This is a genomic window from Arthrobacter sp. 05N33_2 (assembly GCF_056397425.1).
On record NZ_JBFTNJ010000016.1, the window covers coordinates 21,554 to 46,501 of the forward strand.

The window sequence follows — 24,948 nt, forward strand, 5'->3', positions numbered from 1 at the left end:
GGTCCTACAGGACGTCGACGCCGTCCAGGCGCAGTTGCACCGGGTCGTCGCTGCGTTTGGCTGCGGCCGCCGCCTTGACGGCCCGCATGACGGCCGTGGCAGCCGCGGCCTGGGCGTAGGGGATGAACAGCAGGGTCCGGACCTCCTGGCCGGAGTCCCGGGGCACAGCATCCCGGGGCACAGCATCCCGGGGCACAGTATCCCGCGTCGCAGCATCCTGCGGCGGCGTGCGGCCTGCCCCCGCGGCCGCCGGCAGAATGACCGGCGCGGGCCCGGCCGTCCGGAGGACGGTTCCCTGCGCCGCCAGCCGCTGCTGAATGGCATCCGTGAAATGGCCGACGGCGGTCCTGCCGCCGGTGACGGAGGCGACCCGCACGGCGGGCGGCAGCTGCAGCTCCTGCCGCAGTGCCAGTTCCCGGCTGGCGTACCCGGCGGGATCCCAGCGCAGCAGGGCGCCAACCCCGGCGGCGTCGTCGGCGGTGATGACCACCAGGCCGCCCTCGGAAGCGGGCCGCACCAGGGCCGCGGCGTTGAACCAGCGGCGGACCGCGTCCTCCCCCGCCCTCAGGTTTTCCCGGCGCAGCAGCGAATCGCCGTCGAGCAGCAGGGCCGCGGCGTACCCGCCGGAGGCCACCGGTTCGGCGCCGACAGTTGCCACCACCAGGGCCGCGGTCTCCGCAACGGTGGCCTTGATCTGGTCACCGGATGAGGTGACGACCGGTTTTCCCGGAAACGCCCGGCCCAGCTCCTCCGCGGTGCGGAGGGCTCCCGTGGCGCCGCGCCTTAGCCTGGCGCCGTTGCACGTGCCGCAGCGCCAGGCCGGGGCCGGGGCCGAGCACCAGCGGCATTGCGGCACGGCGCTGCTCCCGGCCGGGCCGGCGATCGCCAGCGGGCCGCTGCAGGCAGTGCAGCGGGCCGGTTCCCGGCAGGTGTCGCACACCAGCGAGGGGGCGTAGCCGGCGCGGGCCACCTGGACCAGGACCGGACCCCGTTCCAGGCCTTCCTTGGCGGCCCGCCAGGCCGCGCCGGGGAGCCGGGCGATCCGGGCGAGCGGGTCATGCTCGAGTTCGTAGCTGTCGGCTGTGTTCAGGACCCGCGGGACTGTCCGCCGCACGACGGCCCGGTCCGCTTCCACGGCCTGGGCCCAGCCCGAGGCGACCAGCCGCTCCGCTTCGGTGCTGCGCGAATGGGCCGCGAGCAGGCACGCGGCCCCCTCCTGGGCCGCCCGGAGCAGGAGGACTTCGCGGGTGTGCGCGTACGGGGAGCGCTGCTCGATGTGGAGGTCGTCGCCGTCGTCCCAGCAGATGACGAGCCCGAGGTTCGGCACCGGCGCGTAGGCCGCGGACCGCGTGCCCACGACGACCCCGGCGGCGCCGCTGAGCACGCGCAGGAAGCTGCGGTAGCGCGGCGTCTGGCCGTCGTCCGCGGTGAGCCGGGCGACGTCGCCGGCGGGAAGCAGTTCCAGCAGGGCAGATTCCACGCGGTCAAGGTCCCGGTAGTCGGGCACCACGACGACGGCGCCGCGGCCGGAGATCCGCACCGCGGCCACGGCTTCGGCGATCATCCGCGGCCAGCCGGCGGGCCCGTACCCCTGCAGGGCGGTCAGCACGGCCCGGGGCGACTCCCCCGCGGCGAGGTGGGCGAGGAATGCCGCACCGTTGCGGTACCGGGTCCAGATGCTGCCGGCGGCCGGCGACGGAAGCGACACGTCGGTCGCCAGACCGAACGTCTCAGTGCCGAACAGCGCGGGATCGAGCCGGCCGTCCGGGGCGAATTCCTTTTCCAGCTTGGCCATGCGCGGCGGCACGGCCACGCGCAGGACATCGCTGACCGTTCCGGCGTAGCGCGAGGCGATCCGGCCGGCGAGCTCGGCCACTGCGGGGGTCAGGACCGGGACGGCGGAGAGCACCTTGTGCAGCGGCACCAGGGGGTGGCCGGCGTCGGATCCGGCGCGGCGCTCCAGCAGGTATCCGGCCAGTTCCTGCCCGTTGAATTTGACCTTGACCCGGACTCCGGGCATGGCGTCGGCGTCGAGGGCGTCGGGGACGCTGTAGTCGAAAGGCCTGTCCAGGTGGGGCAGCGAGGACTCGATGAGCACCCGCGCCACTGGCAGGTGGGCCGCAAGGGCCGGCCCGGACGCTTCCGCGGCGGAGGCGGGAAAACCCTGGAGCAGGGACAGCTGCTGGGGTTCACCGGGCGCGCCGCCGGCAGGAATGGGACTCACGGCTCGCACCTCCCCTGAGGATCGTTCGACACATGCACTGTTTCCGAAATGCACTGTATTCCCAAATGCACTGTAGCCAGGCCACCGGAGGGCGGCCTGGCTACAGCACATCACGCAGGACTGACAAACTCACTGTCAAAACAAACCGCCTGGGCGGCTTTGGACCGTGTGGGCCGGGCCTTAGGCGTTGAAGAACGCTTTCAGCTCGTCCACCCGGTCCAGGCGTTCCCACGTGAAGTCCGGGTCTTCGCGGCCGAAGTGACCGTGGGCGGCGGTCTTGGCGTAGATCGGGCGCTTGAGGTCGAGGGCGTCGATGATGGCCCGCGGGCGCAGGTCGAAGATCTCGGCGATCGCGGCGCTGATGCGGGCCGGGTCCACGGTTTCGGTTCCGAATGTCTCAACGTAGGTTCCCACCGGGCGGGCCTGGCCGATCGCGTAGGCGATCTGGATTTCGGCGCGCTTGGCGAGGCCGGCGGCCACCACGTTCTTGGCGACCCAGCGCATGGCGTAGGCGGCCGAACGGTCCACCTTCGACGGGTCCTTGCCGGAGAACGCGCCGCCGCCGTGGCGGGCCATGCCGCCGTAGGTGTCGACGATGATCTTGCGGCCGGTGAGGCCGGCGTCGCCCACCGGGCCGCCAATCACAAAGGCGCCTGCGGGGTTGAGGATGTTGCGGGTCCGTGAGGTGTCCAGGTTGGACAGTGCCATGACCGGCCCCACCACGTGCTCGGCAAGGTCGGCCCGGAGCTGGTCCAGGCTGGTGCCTTCGGCGTGCTGGCTGGAGATGACGACGGTTTCGACTGAGACCGGGCGGTCGCCGTCGTAGCCCACGGTGACCTGGGTCTTGCCGTCCGGGCGCAGGTAGGCGAGTTCGCCGTTCTTGCGGACCTCGGTCAGGCGCTCGGAGAGCCGGTGCGCGAGCCAGATCGGCACGGGCATGTAGGACGGCGTTTCGTCGCTGGCGTAGCCGAACATGAGTCCCTGGTCGCCGGCTCCCTGGAGGTCGTAGTCGTCCTCCTGGCGGCCCTCACGCGCTTCGAGGGAGTTGAACACGCCGCCGGCGATGTCGTTGGACTGCTGGCCGATGGATACCGAGACGCCGCACCGGGCGCCGTCGAAGCCGTTGGCCGAAGAATCGTACCCGATGCCCAAAATGGTCTCCCGGACAATCTGGGGAATCTCGACGTAGGCGTCGGTGGTGACCTCGCCCGCGACGTGGACCAGCCCGGTGGTGGCCAGCGTCTCCACGGCTACCCGGGACTCGGGGTCTTTGTCGAGCAGTGCGTCTAGGATCGCATCGCTGATCTGGTCACAGATCTTGTCGGGGTGGCCCTCCGTCACCGACTCGGACGTGAAGAGCCGGAGCGCGGCGGGCGTGGACCCGTGGAAGGCGGGGATGTGCAGCGGTAAAGTCACTCAACTACCTTACTGGTTGGATAACGGACGTCCGGCGGCGTGTGTCCCCGTGCTAAGGAGATGTTGGTTACGCCGGGCTACGCCGGCGGTACAGCCCGGCTCAGCTCGGCGCTGATCCGGTCGATCACGGCAGCCGCGACGTCGGATTTGGAACCCGACGCCTCTTGGGGTTCGGAGCCGTCACGGGAAAGGATGACTACTGTGTTCGTGTCCTCGCCAAAGACCAGGTCCCGGCCCACCTGGTTGACGACCAGCAGGTCGCAGGCTTTTCGGTGCAGCTTGGCCCGGGCATAGTCCAGGACATCGCCGCCGGCATCGCCCGTCTCGGCGGCGAAGCCGACGATCAGCTGATTCCGGGACGCGGCGTCGCGGACCTCGACGAGTTCGCGCAGGATGTCGGGGTTGCGCACCAGGTTGATCACGGGATCGGCGACGTCGTCGCGCTTCTTGATCTTGGTCCCGGCGACGTCCGCCGGCCGGAAGTCCGCGACCGCGGCGGCCATGATGACGACGTCGGAGTCGGCGGCCGCGTGCAGCGCCGCCTCCCGCAGTTCCAGGGCCGTTTCGACCTGGACGATTTCGACGCCGGCGGGCGCCGGGACCTCCATGTGGGCGGCCAGCAACCGGACGCGGGCTCCGGCGTCGCGGGCCGCGGCGGCCAGGGCCACGCCCTGCTTGCCGGAGGAGCGGTTGCCGAGGAACCGCACGGGGTCCAGCGGTTCCCGGGTGCCGCCGGCACTGATGGTCACCGTCAGTCCGGCCAACGGCGTAACCGCCGGCTGCGCCGCTGCAGGCACGGCGGCCAGGGCAGTGGCCACATCCGGGTCAACGGCCGGCATCGCCGCGGAAGTTGCGGAAGCGTTGGCGGCGGCCGCTTCGGCGCCGGCGAGGGCCATGGCGGCGGTGAAGATCGCCTCCGGCTCGGGCAGGCGGCCGGGACCGGAGTCGGCGCCGGTCAGCCGCCCGCTCGCGGGTTCCAGCACGGTGACGCCGCGGCTGCGCAGGATTTCGACGTTGGCCTCGGTGGCGGGGTGTTGCCACATTTCGGTGTGCATGGCCGGGGCCATGAGCACCGGGCAGTCGCCGGCCATCAGCAGGGTGTTGGTGAGGAGGTCATCGGCCTGGCCGGTGGCCGCGCGGGCCAGGAGATCGGCCGTGGCCGGGGCCACGACGATCAGTTCGGCCTCGTGGCCGAGCCGGACATGGTTGACCGTGTGGACGGCGTCGAACACGCTGTTGCTCACCGGGTGCCCGGACAGGGCCTCCCACGTGGCGACGCCGACGAAGCGGGTGGCCGCCTCGGTGGGGATGACCGTGACGTCATGCCCGGCTTCAGTAAAAAGCCGGAGGAGCGATGCCACCTTGTAGGCGGCAATCCCTCCCCCGACTCCGAGGACTATGCGCACGTGATCTCCGTCAGCAGGCAGTCTGTTTATTTGGCTCTTCCCGCGAGGGGAATTACTCTGCGGTTTCGATCGGCGTGGAGACGAGCTTGCCTTCGTTGATCTCGCGCAGGGCGATCGACAGGGACTTCTCGTTCAGCTTGGTGTCGACCAGCGGGCCAACGTACTCAAACAGGCCCTCATGCAGCTGGGCATAGTACGCGTTGATCTGGCGTGCGCGCTTGGCACCAAAAATCACCAGTCCGTACTTCGAGTCGGCGGCCTTCAGCAGCTCGTCGATCGGCGGGTTGATGATGCCTTCAAGGTTCGTGGACACGAATTCTCCAAATTCTAACGGGCCGGTACGTCCCGGCGCCTAGCGCGGGTTCGGGGTCAGCCCCATGAGTGAAACAAGCTCGTCCGCTGCCCGACGAACGTCATCATTGATGACGGTGTGGTCGAACTCCGGTTCAGCGGCAAGTTCTAGTTTAGCGGTTTCCAGCCTCTGCTGCTGTTCTTCGGCGCTTTCCGTGCCGCGGCCGACCAGCCGGCGGACCATTTCGTCCCAGCTCGGGGGCGCCAGGAACACAAACTGGGCATCCGGGACGGCCTGCTTGACCTGCCGGGCGCCCTGCAGATCGATCTCCAGCAGCACCGAGCGGCCCTCGGCAATGGCGGCGTCAACCGTGCTGCGCAGCGTGCCGTAGCGGTTCCGGCCGTGGACGACGGCCCACTCGAGCAAGTCGCCGTTTTCGACCAGGGAATCGAATTCCTCGGCCGATTTGAAGAAGTAGTGGATCCCGTCCTGCTCCCCCGGCCGCGGCGGGCGCGTGGTGGCCGACACGGAGAGCCAGACGCCGGGGTAGTTGTCCCGGATGTAGGTGGACACGGTGCCTTTGCCAACAGCCGTCGGGCCGGCGAGGACTGTCAGTCCCGGTTTCTTGCTCACATATTCCTTTGGGCGGTGGTGGGCAGCTCGGCGGACCGGGCTACTTGTCGTCAATAAAATCTACCAGCGCCCGGCGCTGGTGGATTCCCAGGCCGCGGACCCGTCGGGATTGTGCGATGCCGAGCTGGTCCATGATGGCCGCCGCCCGGACCCGGCCGATCCCGGGCAGGGCCTCGAGCAGCTCCACAATTCTCATGCGGGCAATGGCGTCGTCGGATTCGGCGGCACTGATGACATTGGCGATGGTCAGCTCGCCCGTCTTGAGCCGCTCCTTTGCCTCGGCCCTGGTGGCCCTTGCGGCAGCGGCCTTGCGAAGGGCGTCGGAACGCTCCTGAGGAGTGAGTGGTCTCAAACTCACGGAAGGCCTCCCTGCATGGCGGGACGGGCACTCATGCCCTTGCCCCGAACCTACCGTCAGGCGGCGGCAGAAATCAATGGAAATCTGCGCGCCGGCCAGTTCGGGAACGGGAAAAGCACAATCCCGCACGGGACAGCCCCCGGCCCGGGTCCGGCAGCTCCGGTCCCGGGCCGGCGAGGCGGCTGCAGCTAAGCCGCGAGGAGTCCGTCGAGGGTGCGCCGCGCGGCATCCCGGAGGGACTGCAGCTGCGGTCCGGCGCCGAGAATCTCCCGGCTCGACGTGCCCAGAACCTGGGGATAGGCCGCACCGAACGTGCGGCGCAGGTCCGCGGCCGTGGCGCCCTGAGCGCCCAGCCCGGGGGCCAGGATGGGCCCACGGACCGCCGCCAGATCGATATCAAGTGCGGCGAGGGCCGAGCCCACCGTGGCACCGACCACCAGGCCCACGGAACCGAGCGAACCGTCATAGCGCTGGTTCTCCACCGCGGCCGCTTCCGTGATCCGCCGCGCGACGGAATCGGCCCCGCCGACGTGCTGGACCGAGGCGCCCTCCGGGTTCGAGGTCAGCGCGAGGACGAACACCCCGCGGCCGGTCCCGGCCGCCAGGTCCAGGGCGGGCCGGAGCGACTCAAAGCCCAGGTACGGGCTCAACGTCACCGAATCCGCGGCCAGGGCCGAGCCGTCCCGCAGCCAGGCATCCGCGTAGGCGGCCATGGTGGAGCCGATGTCGCCGCGTTTGGCGTCCGCGATGGTCAGCACGGACGCTTCCGCCGCCGCGGCCAGGGTGCGTTCGAGCACGGCGATTCCAGCCGATCCGTGACGCTCGTACAGGGCCACCTGCGGTTTCACCGCGGCAGCGAGGGAGCCCACGGCCTCCAGCACGGTCAGCGAGAAGCGTTCCAGCCCGGCGGCGTCGTCAGTGAGCCCCCAGCGCTGCAGCAGCGCCGGGTGCGGGTCGATGCCGACGCACAGCGGGCCGCGGTCCGCCATGGCCCGCCCCAGCCGGGAGCCGAAGGTCTCCCGGCCGGCCGCCGGGGCGGTGGATGCCTCAGGCATCCTGGAGCGCCTTCAGGTTCGCGGCGTGTTCCTGCAGGCTCGTGACCGACCATTCGTAGGTGCGCAGCGCCTCGATGGCCTGGACGGCCGCGTTGAACTCGGCCACGGTGGTGATGCACGGGATCCCGATCGAGGTCGCGGCGGCACGGAGTTCGTAGCCGTCGCTGCGGGCCTCGCCGCCGGAGGGGGTGTTGAAGACCATGTCGATCTCGCCGGCGATGATGAGGTCGGCGATGGTGCCTTCGCCTTCGGCGCTGGAGCCTTCGGCGACCTTCCGGACCGGGGTGGCCTGGATCCCGTTGCGGCGGAGCACGTCGGCTGTGCCGCCGGTGGAGACGATCTCGAAGCCGAGGTCCGAGAGCCGCTTGACGCCCATGATGACCGAGCGCTTGTCCCGGTTGGCCACCGAGACGAAGATCTTGCCCTCGGTGGGCAGGGCGTTGTTCGCGGCCGCCTGGCTCTTGGCGAAGGCCGTGTCGAAGTGCTTGTCGATGCCCATGACCTCGCCCGTGGAGCGCATTTCCGGGCCGAGCAGGGAGTCGACCACCTTGCCCTCCGGGGTGCGGAAGCGGCTGAACGGCAGCACGGCTTCCTTGACCGAGACCGGCGCGTCCAGCGGCAGGGTGGAGCCGTCGCCGCTCTCCGGCAGCATCTTGTAGGCGCTGCGGAGCTGGTTGATGGTGACGCCGGTGCCGATCAGGGCAGCGGCTTTCGCCATCTGGACACCCGTGGCCTTGGAGACGAACGGGACGGTGCGGGACGCGCGCGGGTTGGCTTCGAGGACGTAGAGCACGTCGGAGGCCAGGGCGAACTGGATGTTGATCAGGCCGCGGACGCCCACGCCCTCGGCGATCGCCAGGGTGGCGGTGCGCACCCGTTCCAGTACGTTGCCGCCCAGGGTGATGGGCGGCAGGACGCAGGCCGAGTCGCCGGAGTGGATGCCGGCCTCCTCGATGTGTTCCATGATGCCGCCGAGGTACATCTCCGTGCCGTCGTAGAGGGCATCGACGTCAATCTCGACGGCGTCCTCGAGGAAGCGGTCGATCAGCACCGGGTGGTCGGGGGTGATCTCGGTGGCGTTGGCGATGTAGCGGGAGAGGTTGGGCTCGTCGTAGACGATCTCCATGCCGCGTCCGCCGAGGACGTAGGAGGGCCGGACCAGGACCGGGTAGCCGATCTCGTCGGCGATCTTCTTGGCGTCCTCGAAGGACACGGCGGTGCCGTTCTTCGGCGAGACGAGCCCGGCCTTGTCGAGGACGCGGGAGAAGGCCCCGCGGTGTTCGGCGAGGTCGATGGCCTCCGGCGAGGTGCCGAGGATCGGCACGCCGGCGTCGGCGAGCTGCTGGGCGAGCTTGAGCGGGGTCTGGCCGCCGAGCTGGACGAAGACGCCCATGACCCCGCCGGTGCGCTCCTCGGCCGCGATGACCTCGAGGACGTCCTCCAGGGTGAGCGGCTCGAAGTAGAGCCGGGTGGAGACGTCGTAGTCGGTGGAGACGGTTTCCGGGTTGCAGTTGACCATCACGGTCTCGTAGCCGGCCTTGCGCAGCGCCATCGAGGCGTGCACGCAGGAGTAGTCGAACTCGATGCCCTGGCCGATCCGGTTGGGGCCGGACCCGAGGATGATGATGGACGGCTTGGCGTGCAGCGCAACCTCGTCCTCCTCGTCATAGGAGGAGTAGTGGTACGGGGTGTAGGCGGCGAACTCGGCCGCGCAGGTGTCCACGGTCTTGTAGACGGGACGGATGCCCAGGGCCTGCCGGACCCCGCGGACTACGTCCTCGGAGTTGTGGGTCAGCGCACCGATCTGTTCGTCGGAGAAGCCGTGGCGCTTGGCGCGGGTCAGCATCTCCGGCGTCAGCGCCGCGGCCTGGCGGATTTCGAGCGAGATCTCGTTCAGCAGCTGGAGCTGGTCCAGGTACCAGGGGTCGATCTTGGTCGCCTCGAAGAGCTGTTCCACGGTGGCGCCGCCGAGCATGGCGCGCTGCACCTGGTGCAGGCGCTCGGTGGTGGGACGCTTGGACTTCTCGATCAGCTCCGCGACTTCCCATTCCGGGACGTGGCTGAAGTCCAGCTGGGAGCCCTTCTGCTCCAGGGAGCGCAAGGCCTTCTGCAGCGCCTCGGTGAAGTTCCGGCCCATGGCCATGGCCTCGCCCACCGACTTCATGGTGGTGGTCAGGGTGGGGTCCGCCGCCGGGAACTTCTCGAACGCGAAGCGCGGGACCTTCACCACCACGTAGTCCAGCGTCGGTTCGAAGGACGCCGGGGTCTTCTGGGTGATGTCGTTCGGGATCTCGTCCAGGGTGTAGCCGAGGGACAGCTTGGTGGCGATCTTGGCGATCGCGAAGCCGGTGGCCTTGGACGCGAGGGCGGAGGAACGGGAGACGCGGGGGTTCATTTCGATCACGACGACGCGGCCGGTGTCCGGCTCGACGGCGAACTGGATGTTGCAGCCGCCGGTGTCGACGCCGACTTCGCGGATGACGGCGATGGAGATGTCGCGCAGCCGCTGGTATTCGCGGTCGGTGAGGGTCAGGGCGGGGGCGACGGTGATGGAGTCGCCGGTGTGGACGCCCACGGGGTCGAAGTTCTCGATGGAGCAGACCACCACGACGTTGTCGTTCTTGTCGCGCATCATCTCGAGCTCGTACTCCTTCCAGCCGAGGATGCTCTCTTCGAGCAGCACCTCGGACGTGGGGCTGTACTGCAGGCCCTGGCCGACAATCCGGCGCAGGTCCCCCTCGTCGTAGGCCAGCCCGGAGCCCAGGCCGCCCATGGTGAAGGAGGGCCGGACGACCATCGGGTAACCGAGGTCACCGGCCGCGGCGAGAGCCTCGTCCATGGTGTGGATGATGTGGCTGCGGGCCGACTCGGCGCCGCAGCGCTCGACGACGCCCTTGAACTTCTCGCGGTCCTCGCCCAGCTCAATCGCGGCGATATTGGCGCCGATCAGCTCGACGTTGTACTTCTCCAGGACGCCGTTCTTGTCCAGCGCGATGGCCGTGTTGAGGGCCGTCTGGCCGCCGAGGGTCGGCAGGAGCGCGTCGGGGCGCTCCTTGGCGATGATTTTCTCCACCACTTCGGGGGTGATCGGTTCGATGTAGGTCGCGTCAGCGAACTCGGGGTCCGTCATGATGGTGGCCGGGTTGGAGTTGACGAGGATGACCCGCAGGCCTTCCTCCTTGAGGACGCGCAGCGCCTGGGTGCCGGAGTAATCGAATTCGGCCGCCTGGCCGATCACGATCGGGCCGGACCCGATGACCATGACGCTCTTGAGGTCAGTTCTCTTGGGCATTACTTCGTGTCCCCAGTCTTGGAATCGGTGGCAGTCTTTGTGCCGGTCTCTGTCTTTGAAGAAGCGTCCGCCATCAGCTCGATGAAGCGGTCGAAGAGGTAGGCGGCGTCGTGCGGGCCGGCGGCCGCTTCGGGGTGGTACTGCACGGAGAAGGCCGGAATGTCGAGGCAGGACAGCCCCTCGACGACGTCGTCGTTGAGGCTCACGTGGCTGACCTCGACCCGGCCGAAGCGCTCCTCGGGGGCCTGGGTGGCGCCGTTGAGCGGGGCGTCGACGGCGAAGCCGTGGTTCTGCGAAGTGATTTCGACCTTGCCGGTGCGGCGGTCCATCACGGGCTGGTTCAGGCCGCGGTGGCCGTAGCGGAGCTTGTAGGTGCCGAACCCGAGGGCCCGGCCGAGGATCTGGTTGCCGAAGCAGATGCCGAAGTACGGGATCTTCTCATCGAGCACGGAGCGCAGCAGCGCCACTTGGTTGTCCGCGGTGGCGGGGTCGCCGGGGCCGTTGGACATGAAGAAGCCGTCCGGGTTGACAGCCTGGACGTCGGCGAGGGTTGCCGTGGCGGGCAGCACGTGCACCCGGACCCCGCGCTCGGCGAACCGTACGGGGGTCATGCGCTTGATGCCCAAATCGATGGCGGCAATGCTGAACCGCGGCTCGCCGTCCCAGCCGAAGTCCTTGGGCTCCACCGTGTAGGCGGCGTCCACGCTGACTTCCTCGGCGAGCCGTGAGCCTTCCATCGGCGCGCTGGCCAGGACAGCGTCGACGAGTTCCTTGTCCGTGGCGCGGGCGGCGTCGCCGGAGAAGATGCCGGCGCGCATGGTCTTGTGTTCGCGCAGGTGGCGGGTGATGGCGCGGGTGTCGACGCCCTGGATGCCGACGATCCCCTGCTCGACGAGCTCGTCGTCGAGGGGGCGTTCGGAACGCCAGTTGGAGGGCCGGCGCGCGGCGTCGCGGACGATGTAGCCGGCCACCCAGATGCGGCGGGACTCGGCGTCGTCGGTGTTGACGCCGGTGTTGCCAATGTGCGGCGCGGTCTGGACCACGAGCTGGCGGGCGTAGGAGGGGTCGGTGATGGTCTCCTGGTAGCCGGTCATGCCGGTCGCGAAGACTGCCTCGCCGAGGGCCGTTCCGGTGGCGCCGTAGCTGGTGCCGCGGAAAATCCGGCCGTCCTCGAGCACGAGGACCGCGGGGGTGGATGCTGCTGCGGGTGCAGTGGGGTTAGCTGGCACTGATTCTTCTGTCACTGTTTTTTCTGACACTGCTGTTTCTGTCACTTCGTTGGATTCCGTCACGTCGTTACTTTCCACTATCGGCTTCTGCCTGAGGGGCTGCGGAGATCAAATCTTGGAGGGTGGTGAGGAGCACGGCCTTGTCCTCGGCGCGGCGCGTCCTGTAGCCGGTGTCGAGTTCGTGGGAACCGAGCATCCAGCTGAGCACCAGCAGGCCGTCCTTTTCCACGAACTTTCCGGCCATGCCGCTTTCCTGCCGCACACCGGTCAGGCATCCGGTCGGGATGAACACCGGGCCGGCGCCCGCGCGCTCGAACAGCACGCCTTCGGGGTGCACGGAGAGCTTGGCGTTGGTGCGGATGCCCAGATTGTGCACGGCGATCCGGTCCAGCCAGTCGCCGGCGGTGGTGGAGGCGACGTACTGGCCGTCGGCGGCGGCCAGCGGGGCGCCGAGTTCGGCGGGAACCTCGGGGAGGGGCTCGACGTCGGACTGGCGGCGCAGGCGGTTACGCCAGCCGACGGCGATGAGGGCAAGCGCGACGCCAATCAGGACGAGCGTGAAGAGCAGGGAGAGGTCCTTGACACTCACGGGCGGCGGCCCGCCGGTCCTGCGTCGACCGCTTCGGCCGGCCACCGGTACGGGGTGTTGAGTTTTCCGTCGAGAACGGTCGGGTGGCCCTTGAAGAACGTCGCCACTACCTTCCCCGGCAGTTCCCGGCCGGCAAACGGAGAGTTACGGCCCATGGTTGCCATCTTAGAAGGGTCCACGGTCCAGCGCGCAGCCGGGTCCACGAGTATGACGTTGGCAGGCTCCCCGGCCTCGAGCGGGCGGCCCTGGTCCTGGACCCGGCCGATGGCGGCCGGCGCCGTGGAGGTCACGCGGGCAAAATCCTCCCAGCCCATCAGGCCTGTTTCGATCATGGTGTGCTGGACCACGGAGAGCGCGGTTTCCAGCCCGGTCATGCCCATGGCCGCCTGCGCCCACTCGCATTCCTTGTGTTCGCTCGGGTGCGGGGCGTGGTCGGTGCCGACGACGTCGATCGTGCCATCGGCCAGGGCGGCCCGGAGGGCCTGGACATCGGCGTCCGTGCGCAGCGGCGGGTTGACCTTGTAGACGGGGTCGTAGCTGCGGGCGAGCTCATCCGTGAGCCAGAGGTGGTGCGGGGTGACCTCGGCCGTGACGTTGACGCCGCGGGACTTGGCCCAGCGGATGATCTCCACGGACCCGGCCGTGGAGACGTGGCAGACGTGCAGGCGGGACCCGACGTGCTGGGCCAGCAGCACGTCCCGGGCGATGATGCTCTCTTCGGCGACGGCCGGCCAGCCGGCCAGGCCGAGGACGGCGGAGACCTCGCCCTCGTTCATCTGGGCGCCGGCGGTGAGTCGGGGTTCCTGCGCGTGCTGGGCCACGACGCCGTCGAACGCCTTGACGTATTCGAGCGCGCGGCGCATCAGCACCGGATCGTGGACGCAGATGCCGTCGTCGGAGAACACGCGGACGTGGGCGCGGGAGTCGGCCATGGCGCCGAGCTCGGCGAGCTGCTCCCCCGCGAGGCCCACGGTGACTGCCCCCACCGGACGGACGTCCACCCAGCCGGCGGTCCGGCCAAGGGTGAGGACTTGCTCCACGACGCCGGCGGTGTCCGCCACCGGGGTGCTGTTGGCCATGGCGTGCACGGCCGTGTAGCCGCCCAGGGCGGCGGCGCGGGTGCCGGTTTCGACGGTTTCGGCGTCTTCGCGGCCGGGTTCGCGCAGGTGGGTGTGGATGTCCACCATGCCCGGGAGCGCGACAAGGCCCGCGGCGTCGATTACTGTTGCGTCCCGCACCCCGGCGCCTTCGGCGTCCAGCTGGCGGCCGCGGGCGGCGATCACGCCGGCCCGGATCAGGAGGTCCTCGGCTGCTCCGCCCAGGATCGAGGCCCCCCGGATGAGGTAGGCGCCGCTGTTGTCTGCGTTCTGGTGCTGATCGGCCATCAGTGGCTCTCCTGGTGGGAATAAGTGAGGTTCGGAATGGCGGCGTGCGCCGCGGACGCGGCCGCGGACGCGGCCGCGGACGCGGCCGCAGAGGCAGTGGCAGAAACTGGTGCGGCGGCCGGCTCGCGGTTCTCCCCGGACAGGAGCAGGTACAGTGCCGCCATCCGGACCGACACGCCGTTGCGCACCTGCGCCAGCACGGTGGAGCGGGGCGAGTCGGCCGCGGCCGCGGAGATTTCCAGCCCGCGGTTCATGGGACCGGGGTGCATGATGATGGTGTCCTTGAGCCCCAGGCTGTCGAGGGCACGGAGCCGGTTGTCGTCGAAGCCCCAGCGCCGCGAGTATTCGCGGGTGGTGGGGAAGAAGGAGGCATTCATCCGTTCGCCCTGGACGCGGAGCATCATCATGGCGTCCACGCCTTGGGCGAGGGTCTCGTCGAGGTCGAAGCTGACGGCGCACGGCCATTTTTCGACGCCGATGGGGAGCAGCGTGGGCGGCGCGACGAGGGTGACCTCGGCGCCGAGGGTGCGCAGCAGCCAGACGTTGGAGCGGGCAACGCGCGAGTGCAGGACGTCACCGGCGATGGCGACGCGCATGCCTTTGAGGTCGGCGCCGGCCGACGGCGTGCCGGCCAGCTTCGACCAGTGCCGGCGCATCGTGAACGCGTCCAGCAACGCCTGGGTGGGGTGTTCGTGGGTGCCGTCGCCGGCGTTGATGACGGCGGCGTCGATCCAGTCGGTCGCGGCGAGCCGGTGCGGGGCGCCGGAGGCCCAGTGCCGGATGACGACGGCGTCGGCGCCCATCGCGGCGAGCGTCTGGGCGGTGTCCTTCAGCGACTCGCCCTTGGAGACGGACGAGCCCTTCGCGGCGAAGTTGATGACGTCGGCGGAGAGCCGCTTGGCGGCGGCTTCGAAGGAGATCCGGGTGCGGGTGGAGTCCTCGAAGAAGAGGTTGACCACGGTGCGCCCCCGCAGGGCCGGGAGCTTTTTGACCTCGCGCTCCCCCACCGCAGCCATTTCCTCGGCGGTGTCCAGGATGCGGATGGCGTTGTGCAGGCTCAGGTCTTCGGTGGAGAGCAGGTGCCTCATGCGGTGGCCTCGATGACGACTTCATCGACGGGGACGCCGTCGGGGGCGCCGTCTGTTGCCCCGCCTCCGGCAGAATCGGTTTCCTCGAGCCGGACCCGGACCTTCTCCGATGAGGAGGTAGGCAGGTTCTTGCCGACATGGTCGGCGCGGATGGGCAGTTCCCGGTGGCCGCGGTCGATCAGCACGGCGAGGCGGACAATCCGCGGCCGGCCGAGGTCGATGATGGCGTCCAGTGCTGCCCGGATGGTGCGCCCGGAATAGAGGACGTCGTCGATCAGCACCACAACTTTGTTGTCGATGCCCGTGCGCGGCAGCTGGGTGGGGTACGGCGGCCTGGTGGGCTGGTGCGAGAGGTCGTCGCGGAACATCGTGACGTCGAGTTGGCCGACAATGGCCGCGGCGTCCACGGTGGGATCCGCGGCGGCGATCTTGGCGGCGAGGCGGACGGCGAGGGGATATCCCCGGCGCGGGATGCCCAGCAGGACGAGGTCCTGGGAGCCCTTGTTGGCCTCAAGAATTTCATGGGCGATACGAGTGAGCGCGCGGTCGATGTCAGCCTGGTTGAGGACAACCCTGGTGAGCACCACCTGCGCCGGACCCGGTGCTGAAGGCACGGAAGTCAAAGCTCGTCTCCCCTTTCCCCGCCTCACGGGACGGAATTAAAAAAGGATTATTTGCTCTTTCAAATTACCACAACGGCACTGCTGCCCCGTCGCCGCCGGAATGCGTTTAACCTCACACGGACATAGGCTCGGTTCCATGACGATGAACGGACCGCGGCCGGGGCATGAGCACCCTGGCGGCCCCCGCCAGGGACAGCTGCCCCGGCAGGCCAACCCGACGTGGCTGGGGCGTGTCCAGCCCGCGAACTACCAGCGGGCCCCTGCCAACGACGGCGGTCAGTTGCAGCCGGCACTGCCTCCCGCCGGGCCGGCGGGAGGCAGCCCGGGCTGGAAGAACGGCCGCGGTTCCGGTGTTTTTGGCCTGGTGATGGCCGGCGGATTCCTGGCGTTCCTCTGCCTCTTCCTGGTGGTGCCCTTCCTGCTGGAAAGGACCGGAATCACCGGCTTTGCCGTTGGTTTCGTGGCCTCGCTGGTTCCCCTGGGGACCGTGTTGCTGACGGTGCGCTTCATCGACCGCTGGGAACCTGAGCCGAAACCCCTGCTGCTTTTCGCGTTTGCCTGGGGAGCCGTCGTCTCGATCGCGGTGACGATGCTGATCCAGCCCTATTTCTCACTGGTGGCCGGGCCCGCCTCGGGACTGGACTATACGACGTTCGCAGTGACGGTCCAGGCGCCGGTGGTGGAGGAATTCGCCAAGTCCCTGGGACTGCTGTTGCTCGTGCTCTTTGCCCCGAAACACTTCAACGGACCGGTCGACGGTGTGGTGTTCGCCTTCACAATCGCGGCGGGCTTCGCGTTTACCGAGAACATCCTCTACTTCGGCCGCGCCATCGCCGAATCCAGCGATCCCGGCACGGACCTCGCGGTGGTCTTCTTTCTCCGCGGGGTCCTCTCACCCTTCGCCCACGCCATTTTCACGGGTACGACCGGTCTGGTGATGGGCTTCGCCGCCGGCCGCGGGAACACCGGGCTGTCCGTGCTGGCGTTCTTCGGCGGCCTCGTCCCCGCGATGCTTTTGCACAGCGCCTGGAACAGCATGGGCCGGGACTTCCTGGGCCGGTACGTGATGGTGCAGGTGCCGATCTTCCTGCTGGCGGTGCTGGTGATCGTGCTGCTGCGGGTGGCTGAGCGCAGGCTCACGCGCCAGCGGCTGACGGAATACGCGGCCGCGGGATGGTTTACCGCGGCCGAGGTCGACATGCTGGCCACAGCCGCCGGGCGCCGTTCCGCGCTGCGCTGGGCCAGGTCCACCGGGCGGGGCGTGCAGATGAAGGCGCTGCTCGATGCCGCCACCCAGCTCGCCCTCACCCGGCAACGGATCCTCAGCGGCCGGGACGTGCCGGCACACCAGCGCGATGAGCAGCACCAGCTCGCCGGGATCGCCGCGCTCCGGGCCGCCGTCGTCGGTTAGGGACAGTTGGAACCCAGTGGGGCCAGCCCAGCGTGGGCACCCGGGGAAAAGAAAGAACCCCGGCCAGGATGTCCTGGCCGGGGTTCTTCGGGGCACTGAGAGCTTACGCCAGCAGCGAGGGCTTGAGCTGCTGCAGCCGGCCCAGCAGGCCGTTGATGAACGACGGCGACTCGTCGGTGGAGAGCGTCTTGGCCAAGGCCACAGCCTCGCTGACCGCCACGCCGTCCGGGACGTCGTCGTTGTAGAGCAGTTCCCACGTGCCGATCCGCAGGATGATGCGGTCCACGGAGGGCATGCGCTCCAGGGTCCAGCCCTGCGAATAGGTCTCCAGGAATTCGTCGATGGCCACCTGGTGCGAGACCACGCCTTCGACGATTTCGAGGGTGTAGGGGTTGACGATCTGGTCTGTCTGCTCGCGGCGGGACTTCAGCACGTCGAACGCGGAGGCTGAGCGCTGCTCGGCCTCAAAGAGCACATCGAGGGCCCGGTTCCGGGCCTTACCGCGCGCACTCACTAGTCGTTGACCCGGCCGAGGTAGCTGCCGTCGCGGGTGTCGACCTTGACCTTGGTGTTGTTCTCGACGAACAGCGGCACCTGGATCTCGTACCCGGTTTCGAGGGTGGCGGGCTTGGTGCCGGCCGAGGAGCGGTCGCCCTGCAGGCCCGGCTCGGTGTAGGTGATCTCGAGGACGACGCTCGGGGGCAGCTCGATGTAGAGCGGGTTGCCTTCGTGGATGGCGATGTTGACCATCTGGTTCTCGAGCATGAAGTTGGTGGCGTCGCCGACGGTGGCGGCCGAGACGGTGAGCTGGTCGAAGTCCGAGGTGTCCATGAAGACGAAGTCGGCGCCGTCCTGGTACAGGTACTGGTAGTCGCGGCGGTCCACCGTGGCGGTCTCAATCTTCAGTCCGGCGTTGAAGGTCTTGTCGACGACCTTGCCGGACATCACGTTGCGCATCTTGGTGCGCACGAACGCGCCACCCTTGCCGGGCTTGACGTGCTGGAACTCGATGATGTTCCAAAGCTGGCCCTCGAGCTTAAGGACGGTTCCGTTCTTGATGTCGTTAGTGGTTGCCACTGTATCCTCTTAGTTTCTCTCTGGTTCCATCAGGCCGGTGCTATCGGCCGGACGATCTATGCCGGGCCGGCATGCCAAGCGGGCCGCCAGCGCGTATTTGTCAAAAATCCAAGATCTATTCTACCGGTTCCGGCGGACAGCTGCCTGACGCAGGCTCAGGACTGCTGTTCCAGGACGTCCCTGGCGCGCTGCAACGCAACGGTGGAGGCATAGATGAGGGCCGCGTCGGCGGACCCGGCGACGCGCAGATCCAGCGCCTTGGCGAAGGATTCGACGGCGGCGCCAATGTTCCCGCCGGCGAAGTAGGACCGGCCGAGGTGCTGGCGGACGGCGGCCTCCTCCAGGGTGCCCTGGGTCTCGGCGAGGAGTTGGCGGAACACCTCCACCGCCCGGTCGAACCGGTTCGAGACCCGGAGCACGTCCGCCTCGAAGATCCGCAGCCGGAGCGAGCCGGGGTCCTTGTAGCGGGCCTCGGCGAGGAGCTCGGCGGCTTCGGCCGCGTGCCCTTCTACGAGCCGGACCAGGATCAGGTCCCCGGGGTCTGTCGAGGCCGCCAGGGCCTCGGCCATGACCTCGTCATTGACGATCTGGGGCATCAGGGACTGCGGGTTGATCCGGATCCCGGGAAATCCCGCGTCCGGCCACTCGCTAGTGCCGCCCTTGACCATGTGCATCAGGAGGCAATCTCCTGGTAGGCGGCAAACAGCAGGGACGTGTCCGGGACATCGAGGATGCCGGGCCGGCCAACGCCGTCGAGCACCACGAACCGCAGCAGGTCACCGCGGGACTTCTTGTCCCGGCGCATGCCGTCCAGGAGGGCCTGCCAGCGGTCGCGGCGGTACGTGATGGGAAGCCCGAGGCTTTCCAGGATGCTCCGGTGCCTGTCGGCGTCGGCGTCGCTGAGCCGGCCGACGCTGCGGGCGAGCTCGGCGGCGAACATCATGCCCACGGAGACGGCGGCGCCGTGCCGCCAGGAGTAGCGCTCGGCGAGTTCGATCGCGTGGCCCAGGGTGTGGCCGTAGTTCAGGATCTCGCGCTGGCCGGTTTCCTTCAGGTCCTCGGACACCACCCGGGCCTTGACGCTGATGGCGCGTTCGATCAGTTCGCGCAGGATGTCCGAGCGCGGATCGGAAACCGCGGACGGGTCCTTCTCGATCAGGTCAAGGATGGCCGGGTCGGCGATGAAGCCGCACTTGATGACCTCGGCCATGCCGGAGATGATCTCGTTCTTCGGCAGCGTCTCCAGCGTGTCGAGGTCCGCGAGGACACCGGCCGGCGGGTGGAACGCGCCCACCAGGTTCTTGCCCTCGGCGGTGTTGATGCCGGTCTTGCCGCCGACCGAGGCGTCCACCATGCCCAGCAGGCTCGTGGGCATGTGGATCACCTTCACGCCGCGCAGCCAGGTCGCGGCGACAAAGCCGGCCAGGTCGGTGACGGCGCCGCCGCCGACGGCGACGATGGCATCGGAGCGGGTGAAGTCGTTCTGCCCCAGCACCTGCCAGCAGAACGAGGCAACCTCGATGTGTTTGCCCTCTTCGGCGTCGGGGATTTCTGCGGTCAGCGCGGTGAACCCGGCGGCGGCCAGCTCTTCCCGGACGGTGTCCCCGGTCAACCGCAGCGCACGGGGGTGGATGACCAGGACGCGCTTGACGCGCTCACCCAGCAGGCCCGGCAGGCTTGCCAGGAGGCCGCGGCCCACTACGACGTCGTAGTTCTCACCCGGCGTTTGTCCGGTGACTTTGATGACGGTTGATTCGGTACTCACTATTCAACTTCCTTTGTCGACGCCGGAGTGGGCACCGCCGCGGCCTTAGCCGCGGCGCGCTCCCCCAGCGCATCTTCCAGCCGGTGAGCCAGCTCCGGAACGCTGCCGCGCCGGACATCGAGGACGAGGTCGGCGAGCCGTTCGTAGACCGGCTGCCGGGTGGCGAACAAGGTCCGCCACCGGCCCATGGCGTCGCCGGCCAGGAGCGGCCGGCCCGAATTTCTGGCGATGCGCTCCGCCACAGTCTCGGCGTCGCATTCGAGGTAAACAACGGTACAGCGGCCCAGGAGCTGCTGCGTACCGGAATCAAGGACGGCCCCGCCGCCGAGCGAAATGACGGCGGTGCCGCCCTGTGTCTCTTCGATGGCCTGGGCCACGGCCCGGGCCTCCATTTCGCGGAAGGCGTGCTCGCCACGGCTGGCGAAGATCTCGGCGATCGTCCCGTGCTGGGCCACCACGAGGGCGTCGGTGTCCATGAAGGCGCACCCCAAGTGCTCGGCGAGCTGCTGTCCGATCGCCGATTTGCCCACGGCCATCGGTCCGATCAGGACCACCGGTCCAACGTCATTTGCCGCGGGCGCCGCCGCGGCGGAGGGCCCGTCGGTTTTCCCGGCCGGCACTAGTGGCCGATCGAGTCCAGGGACGCCGGAATGCTGTCCAGGTAACCCTTGATGTTGCGCGCGGTCTCCTGCACGGAGTCACCGCCGAATTTTTCCGCGACCGCTTCGGCGATCACGAGGGCCACCATAGCCTCGGCCACCACACCGGCGGCCGGCACGGCACAGACGTCGGAGCGCTGGTGGTGGGCCTTGGCGGCCTCCCCCGTGCTGACGTCGACCGTCCTGAGCGCGCGGGGTACGGTGGCGATCGGTTTCATGGCGGCACGGACACGCAGGACATCGCCGATGCTCATACCGCCCTCAATCCCGCCTGCGCGGTTGGAGGTACGGATGATCTTGCCGTCCGCGTCCTTGACGATCTCGTCGTGGGCGGCGGAGCCGCGGCGCGCGGCGGTAAGGAAGCCGTCGCCGACTTCAACGCCCTTGATGGCCTGGATGCCCATGAGGGCCGCCGCCAGACGCGAGTCGAGGCGCCGGTCCCAGTGCACGTAGCTGCCGAGTCCGGGCGGGAGGCCGTAGGCAAGCACCTCGACGACGCCGCCGAGGGTTTCGCCTTCCTTGTGCGCGACGTCGACCTCGGCCACCATGGCGTCCGAGGTTTCGCGGTCGAAGCAGCGCAGCGGGTCGGCATCCAGGGCGATCACGTTCCCCGGCACGGGCAGCGGCCGGCCCTCCGGCACGGCGACGCTGGCGATGGATACGGTGTGGGAGACGAGCTCGATGCCGAGCTGCTTGAGGAAGGCCGCGGCGACCGTGCCGAGCGCCACCCTCGTGGCCGTCTCGCGGGCGCTGGCGCGCTCCAGGACCGGGCGGGCCTCGTCGAAGCCGTATTTCTGCATGCCGGTGAAATCTGCGTGGCCGGGCCGCGGGCGCGTCAGCGGGGCGTTCCGGGCCTGGTCGGCCAGGACTTCAGGCTCCACGGGATCGGAGGACATGATCTGTTCCCACTTGGGCCATTCGGTGTTGCCGACCTGGATGGCGACGGGGCCGCCCTGGGTCAGGCCGTGGCGGACTCCGCCGAGGATCGTGACCACGTCCTGCTCGAATTTCATCCGGGCGCCGCGGCCATAGCCGAGCCGGCGGCGGGCCAGCGCCTCGCTGATGTGGGCGCTGGTGAGTTCCACACCGGCGGGCACGCCTTCAATTATTCCGACCAGTGCCGGGCCATGGGATTCTCCGGCAGTCAACCAACGCAACATACATTCCATCCTGCCATGTCGGGCGGTTAGAACACCCGTCGGGGCGCCCCGACTGCGTCACACATCACATCTGTGACACCGGCAGGGAGGGCCTCGCCCAGCCCGGTGAAGTGCCGTACCTGCTCCACGGCCTGGTAGATCAGCATTTCCAGTCCGGGGACCACCGTGCCGCCGGCTTCCTGCCAGACCGCGGCGATCCGGCTGGGCCATGGATCATAGGCGACGTCCAGGAGGACGCCCGGGCTGCCATGCGGAGGCAGTTCTCCTGGACGTTTCGCCGCCAGCTCTTCGGCCAGTTCCGCGGCCAGTGCGTCTGCCGCGCGGGGCGGCAGCGTGGAGATGACGACGTCGGCCGCGGCGACGGCGGCTGCCGCCCCGGCGAGGGGAAGCACCCGGATGGGGACGCCGACGGCGGCGGAGGCCGCGCGGGCCTCTGCCGCACGGCTGACATCGCGGACGAACACTTCGGCGGACACCGACCCCAATTCCTTGAGCGCCGCGATGGCTGCTGCCGCGGTCCCGCCCCCGCCGAGGATCACGGCGGTGGGCGCCGAGGCTGCCCCTGCGTGCCGGAGCGCGTTGACGATCCCGGTGACGTCGGTGTTGTACGCGACCAATCGCGTGTGGCCAGCACTGCCGCCGTCGGATTCGAACGCAACCGTGTTGACGACCCCGAGGGCGCGCCCCACGCCTCGGACCTCGTCCACTTCCGCCACCATGGCCGATTTGAGCGGCATGGTGACCGACAGGCCGCGCCAGGAACCCTCAGCGCGCACCTCGTCCCTGACCTGCCTCATGAAATCGGGCAGGGCGGCCTCGGTCACGTCAATGGCGGAGTAGGCGATATCTACGCCCAGGTGGGCGTACGCGGCCCGGTGCAGCGCGGGCGACTTCGAATGGCTGATGGGATGCCCGAGGACGGCCGCCCGCAGCGTCATACGCAGCGTCCCGGGTTGGCCTCGCACCAGGCGTTGTACTGCGCCACGTAGCCGTTGTGTTCCGCCAGCGTCTTGGAGAACTTGGTCTCCTTGGTGTCCAGGTTGATGGTGACCCAGTAGAGGAAGCTGTTGGACTTGGGCTTGGCGGCGGCGTCAATGGCCGTCTTGCCGGGGGAACCGATGGGTCCGGCGGGCAGCCCCTGGTTGGCGTAGGTGTTGTAAGGGTTCGACTTGTCAGCCTTCTGGGCCTCGTCGATGTGGAAGCTGCGGATGCCCAGGCCGTAGGTGACGGTGGCATCGGACTGGCTGAGCCCGTTGGTCTCGGTGTTGTTGGGCTTGAGGCGGTTGTAGATGGCGCCGGCGACGTCACCATATTCGGCCTGGCCACCTTCGGCCTGGACGATGCTGGCCACCGTCACGACGTCGTACTGTTTCGCGGGATCGGTAACGCCCTGGGCCTTGAGTTCATCCTGGGTGCTGCCGACGAGCTTCTGCAAAATGTCCTTGGCGGAGGAGCCCAACGGGAAGCGGTACTCTCCCGGCGCCAGGTAGCCCTCGAGGTTCTTGGCTTTGGCCGGGACACCGAACTGTGCGGGCGCATCGCTGAGCGCTTTCAGGTCCTGAACAGGAATCCCGGTGCCCTCGGAAATCGCCTGCAGGGATTCGCCGATCCGCAGCCCGGCGCTGAGCGCAAAGTACATGACCTTGCTCTGGCCCTTGTTGAGCAGGACATCCACGGCATCGGAGTTCTTCATTTCCTGGCGCATCGAGAACGTGCCGGGGTTCAGGGCACCGCCGGAAGCGGTGAACTCCTTGAGGAAGGTGTCCGCGTTGGCCACGACCTTTTTCGACTGAAGTTCGGTGGCCACGGACCGCGTTCCGGCGCCGGGTTCGATCGTGATGGTGACTTCACCGGTTCCGGGGCCGGGGTAGTCGGCCATGGTGTCTCCGCCGAGGAGGGGCTTGAGGAACTGTGCGCCGACGGCGATTGCGACGACGAAGACCGTCAGGGTCAGCACCAGTGCCAGGAAGCGGCGCCTACGGCGGACCTTCTTGGACGGTCCCTTGTCGTAGCGGGCTGCTCCGGCCATCAGCTCCTCGCCCGGGTCGCCGTGGTACTCGGCCTCCGGGTGCGGCTGTGCCTGGGGGTCACCGGAGTTGCCGTAGAGATGGTGGGCCTCGTCGTGGGGGTGCGGAGCGTAGCCATCGTGGACGCCGGCGTCATGGGCAGCCGCATCGTGGCTGGAGCCGTAGCCGAGCCCGCCCGCTGACGCATAGACGACGTCCTCGTGGCCAGCGTCTTCGCGGACGGGCTCCTCGCGGGAAGGTACTTCGTGGACAGGTACATCGCGGACAGGGATCAGCTGCGTGAAGTCTTCTTGCACGGGCCCTTCACGCACGGCTTCTTCGCGCACCGGCTCTTCGTGAACGGGCTCTTCGCGCACCGGCTCTTCACGCACGGCTTCTTCGCGCACCGGCTCTTCACTCACGGGCTCTTCACGCACGGCTTCTTCGTGCACGGTCGGTGCCGCGTCGGGAAGTTCCGGTGCGGACTGCGGCCGGCTGTCCTCTGCCGGTGCCGGCGTTGGTGCCGGTGCCGGCGTCGGAACGTCCGGTCCCGCCTCAAAAGCCTGCGGCGGGATCACGTTGTGGCCCTGGGTGGCCAGAAGCTTTTCCCGGGCCCGGATTTCTTTGCGCGTCAGCGGTCGGCCGGCGCCACCAAGGGCGTCACCGGAGGAGTCATCACTGTTGACCGGGCTCACTGTAGCCTTCCATGTTCTGAAGAGTGCGTCTGTACTGCCGGGCCGGTCTGTGCGCCGCCTCCGGTCGGCCCCGGCGCAGACTCCGCGTACACGCGGTTTCCGACCTCCGTTCCCCTGGCCTTTTGCATATCAATCGCATGTTGCAGAATACCTGCCGCCGCAACCTGATCAACAACTGTACGGTGATTCCTGCTGCTCATGCCAGCTTCGTGCAGGTTGCGGTGGGCGCTCACGGTGCTGAGCCGTTCGTCAACCAGGCGCACGGGCACCTCGGATCCGGCGTCCTGCAGGGCCAGTACCAGCAGCTGTGCGTACTCGGTCGCCATCCTGGCGGAAGCGTGCTCTTCGCCTTTCATGGTGCGCGGCAGTCCCACGAAAATCTCCACGGCGCCCAGTTCCGCGGCCAGGGCGGCCAGGATTCGCACGTCAGTGTTCTTTTTCACGTTCCGCGCCAGAGTGCGCAGCGGCGTCGCCAGGATTCCGTCGGGGTCGCAGACGGCCACGCCCACACGGACGGTGCCGACGTCCACCCCGAGCTTCACGCCCCGGGGATAGACGCCGGCAACAGCAGCTTCAGACACGTGG

At 68.7% G+C, this 24,948-nt stretch carries 23 protein-coding genes; 1 reads left to right on the forward strand and 22 read right to left on the reverse strand.

Annotation, left to right across the window (positions count from 1 at the left end; all coding sequences use genetic code 11):
• Positions 1–4: 4 nt before the first annotated feature.
• The 13 genes from AC1DHX_RS10005 to pyrR form a co-directional block, all read right to left on the reverse strand.
• Positions 5–2,224: a primosomal protein N' gene (locus AC1DHX_RS10005; RefSeq protein ID WP_476858429.1), complete on the reverse strand. Its 2,220-nt coding sequence runs from the start codon at positions 2,222–2,224 to the stop codon at positions 5–7.
• Positions 2,225–2,404: 180 nt separating this feature from the next.
• Positions 2,405–3,640 carry a methionine adenosyltransferase gene (gene metK / locus AC1DHX_RS10010; protein ID WP_028276457.1) on the reverse strand — a complete coding sequence of 412 codons (1,236 nt, stop codon included), beginning with the start codon at positions 3,638–3,640 and terminating at the stop codon, positions 2,405–2,407.
• Positions 3,641–3,717: 77 nt separating this feature from the next.
• Positions 3,718–5,046, reverse strand: a complete 1,329-nt coding sequence (locus tag AC1DHX_RS10015) for a bifunctional phosphopantothenoylcysteine decarboxylase/phosphopantothenate synthase (RefSeq protein ID WP_476858428.1) — start codon at positions 5,044–5,046, stop codon at positions 3,718–3,720.
• 52 nt (positions 5,047–5,098) lie between these two features.
• On the reverse strand, positions 5,099–5,359 hold the full coding sequence (gene rpoZ / locus AC1DHX_RS10020) for a DNA-directed RNA polymerase subunit omega (protein WP_018773134.1): 261 nt from the start codon (positions 5,357–5,359) through the stop codon (positions 5,099–5,101).
• Between the two features lie 39 nt (positions 5,360–5,398).
• A complete protein-coding gene (gmk, locus tag AC1DHX_RS10025; protein WP_476858427.1) occupies positions 5,399–5,971 on the reverse strand; it encodes a guanylate kinase in 573 nt (190 codons plus the stop codon).
• Positions 5,972–6,011: 40 nt separating this feature from the next.
• Complete coding sequence (gene mihF, locus AC1DHX_RS10030; RefSeq protein ID WP_223916673.1) at positions 6,012–6,329, reverse strand: integration host factor, actinobacterial type; 318 nt, start codon at positions 6,327–6,329, stop codon at positions 6,012–6,014.
• 188 nt (positions 6,330–6,517) lie between these two features.
• Positions 6,518–7,384, reverse strand: coding sequence for an orotidine-5'-phosphate decarboxylase (gene pyrF / locus AC1DHX_RS10035; RefSeq protein ID WP_476849295.1), 867 nt, complete (start codon positions 7,382–7,384; stop codon positions 6,518–6,520).
• The gene (gene carB / locus AC1DHX_RS10040; protein ID WP_476858426.1) at positions 7,377–10,676 is read right to left on the reverse strand and encodes a carbamoyl-phosphate synthase large subunit; all 3,300 of its coding nucleotides are present in this window, start codon (positions 10,674–10,676) and stop codon (positions 7,377–7,379) included. The genes pyrF and carB overlap by 8 nt, the downstream gene beginning before the upstream one ends.
• The gene (carA, locus tag AC1DHX_RS10045) at positions 10,676–11,935 is read right to left on the reverse strand and encodes a glutamine-hydrolyzing carbamoyl-phosphate synthase small subunit (RefSeq protein WP_476857075.1); all 1,260 of its coding nucleotides are present in this window, start codon (positions 11,933–11,935) and stop codon (positions 10,676–10,678) included. The genes carB and carA overlap by 1 nt, the downstream gene beginning before the upstream one ends.
• Positions 11,936–11,972: 37 nt before the next feature.
• Positions 11,973–12,494, reverse strand: a complete 522-nt coding sequence (locus tag AC1DHX_RS10050) for a PH-like domain-containing protein (RefSeq protein ID WP_476857076.1) — start codon at positions 12,492–12,494, stop codon at positions 11,973–11,975.
• On the reverse strand, positions 12,491–13,879 hold the full coding sequence (locus tag AC1DHX_RS10055) for a dihydroorotase (RefSeq protein ID WP_476858425.1): 1,389 nt from the start codon (positions 13,877–13,879) through the stop codon (positions 12,491–12,493). The genes AC1DHX_RS10050 and AC1DHX_RS10055 overlap by 4 nt, the downstream gene beginning before the upstream one ends.
• On the reverse strand, positions 13,879–14,967 hold the full coding sequence (locus tag AC1DHX_RS10060) for an aspartate carbamoyltransferase catalytic subunit (RefSeq protein ID WP_476858424.1): 1,089 nt from the start codon (positions 14,965–14,967) through the stop codon (positions 13,879–13,881). Before AC1DHX_RS10060 ends, AC1DHX_RS10055 begins: the two co-directional genes overlap by 1 nt.
• On the reverse strand, positions 14,964–15,590 hold the full coding sequence (gene pyrR / locus AC1DHX_RS10065) for a bifunctional pyr operon transcriptional regulator/uracil phosphoribosyltransferase PyrR (RefSeq protein WP_476858423.1): 627 nt from the start codon (positions 15,588–15,590) through the stop codon (positions 14,964–14,966). Before pyrR ends, AC1DHX_RS10060 begins: the two co-directional genes overlap by 4 nt.
• 136 nt (positions 15,591–15,726) lie before the next feature.
• On the opposite strand from pyrR, the gene AC1DHX_RS10070 reads away from it, so the two are divergent.
• Complete coding sequence (locus tag AC1DHX_RS10070; protein WP_476858422.1) at positions 15,727–17,001, forward strand: PrsW family intramembrane metalloprotease; 1,275 nt, start codon at positions 15,727–15,729, stop codon at positions 16,999–17,001.
• 103 nt (positions 17,002–17,104) lie between these two features.
• On the opposite strand, the gene nusB is transcribed toward AC1DHX_RS10070, so the two are convergent.
• The 9 genes from nusB to ruvX form a co-directional block, all read right to left on the reverse strand.
• Positions 17,105–17,515: a transcription antitermination factor NusB gene (nusB, locus tag AC1DHX_RS10075; protein WP_018773145.1), complete on the reverse strand. Its 411-nt coding sequence runs from the start codon at positions 17,513–17,515 to the stop codon at positions 17,105–17,107.
• Complete coding sequence (gene efp / locus AC1DHX_RS10080; RefSeq protein ID WP_018773146.1) at positions 17,515–18,078, reverse strand: elongation factor P; 564 nt, start codon at positions 18,076–18,078, stop codon at positions 17,515–17,517. Before efp ends, nusB begins: the two co-directional genes overlap by 1 nt.
• A gap of 155 nt (positions 18,079–18,233) precedes the next feature.
• On the reverse strand, positions 18,234–18,752 hold the full coding sequence (locus AC1DHX_RS10085; RefSeq protein WP_476858421.1) for a tetratricopeptide repeat protein: 519 nt from the start codon (positions 18,750–18,752) through the stop codon (positions 18,234–18,236).
• A complete protein-coding gene (gene aroB / locus AC1DHX_RS10090; RefSeq protein WP_079554549.1) occupies positions 18,752–19,843 on the reverse strand; it encodes a 3-dehydroquinate synthase in 1,092 nt (363 codons plus the stop codon). The genes AC1DHX_RS10085 and aroB overlap by 1 nt, the downstream gene beginning before the upstream one ends.
• Complete coding sequence (locus tag AC1DHX_RS10095; RefSeq protein ID WP_476858420.1) at positions 19,843–20,463, reverse strand: shikimate kinase; 621 nt, start codon at positions 20,461–20,463, stop codon at positions 19,843–19,845. Before AC1DHX_RS10095 ends, aroB begins: the two co-directional genes overlap by 1 nt.
• Positions 20,463–21,662, reverse strand: coding sequence for a chorismate synthase (gene aroC, locus AC1DHX_RS10100; protein ID WP_476849302.1), 1,200 nt, complete (start codon positions 21,660–21,662; stop codon positions 20,463–20,465). Before aroC ends, AC1DHX_RS10095 begins: the two co-directional genes overlap by 1 nt.
• Before the next feature lie 26 nt (positions 21,663–21,688).
• Positions 21,689–22,600: a shikimate dehydrogenase gene (locus AC1DHX_RS10105; protein ID WP_476858419.1), complete on the reverse strand. Its 912-nt coding sequence runs from the start codon at positions 22,598–22,600 to the stop codon at positions 21,689–21,691.
• On the reverse strand, positions 22,597–24,363 hold the full coding sequence (mltG, locus tag AC1DHX_RS10110) for an endolytic transglycosylase MltG (RefSeq protein WP_476900000.1): 1,767 nt from the start codon (positions 24,361–24,363) through the stop codon (positions 22,597–22,599). Before mltG ends, AC1DHX_RS10105 begins: the two co-directional genes overlap by 4 nt.
• Positions 24,360–24,944, reverse strand: coding sequence for a Holliday junction resolvase RuvX (gene ruvX / locus AC1DHX_RS10115; RefSeq protein ID WP_223916695.1), 585 nt, complete (start codon positions 24,942–24,944; stop codon positions 24,360–24,362). The genes mltG and ruvX overlap by 4 nt, the downstream gene beginning before the upstream one ends.
• Between the last annotated feature and the right edge of the window lie 4 nt (positions 24,945–24,948).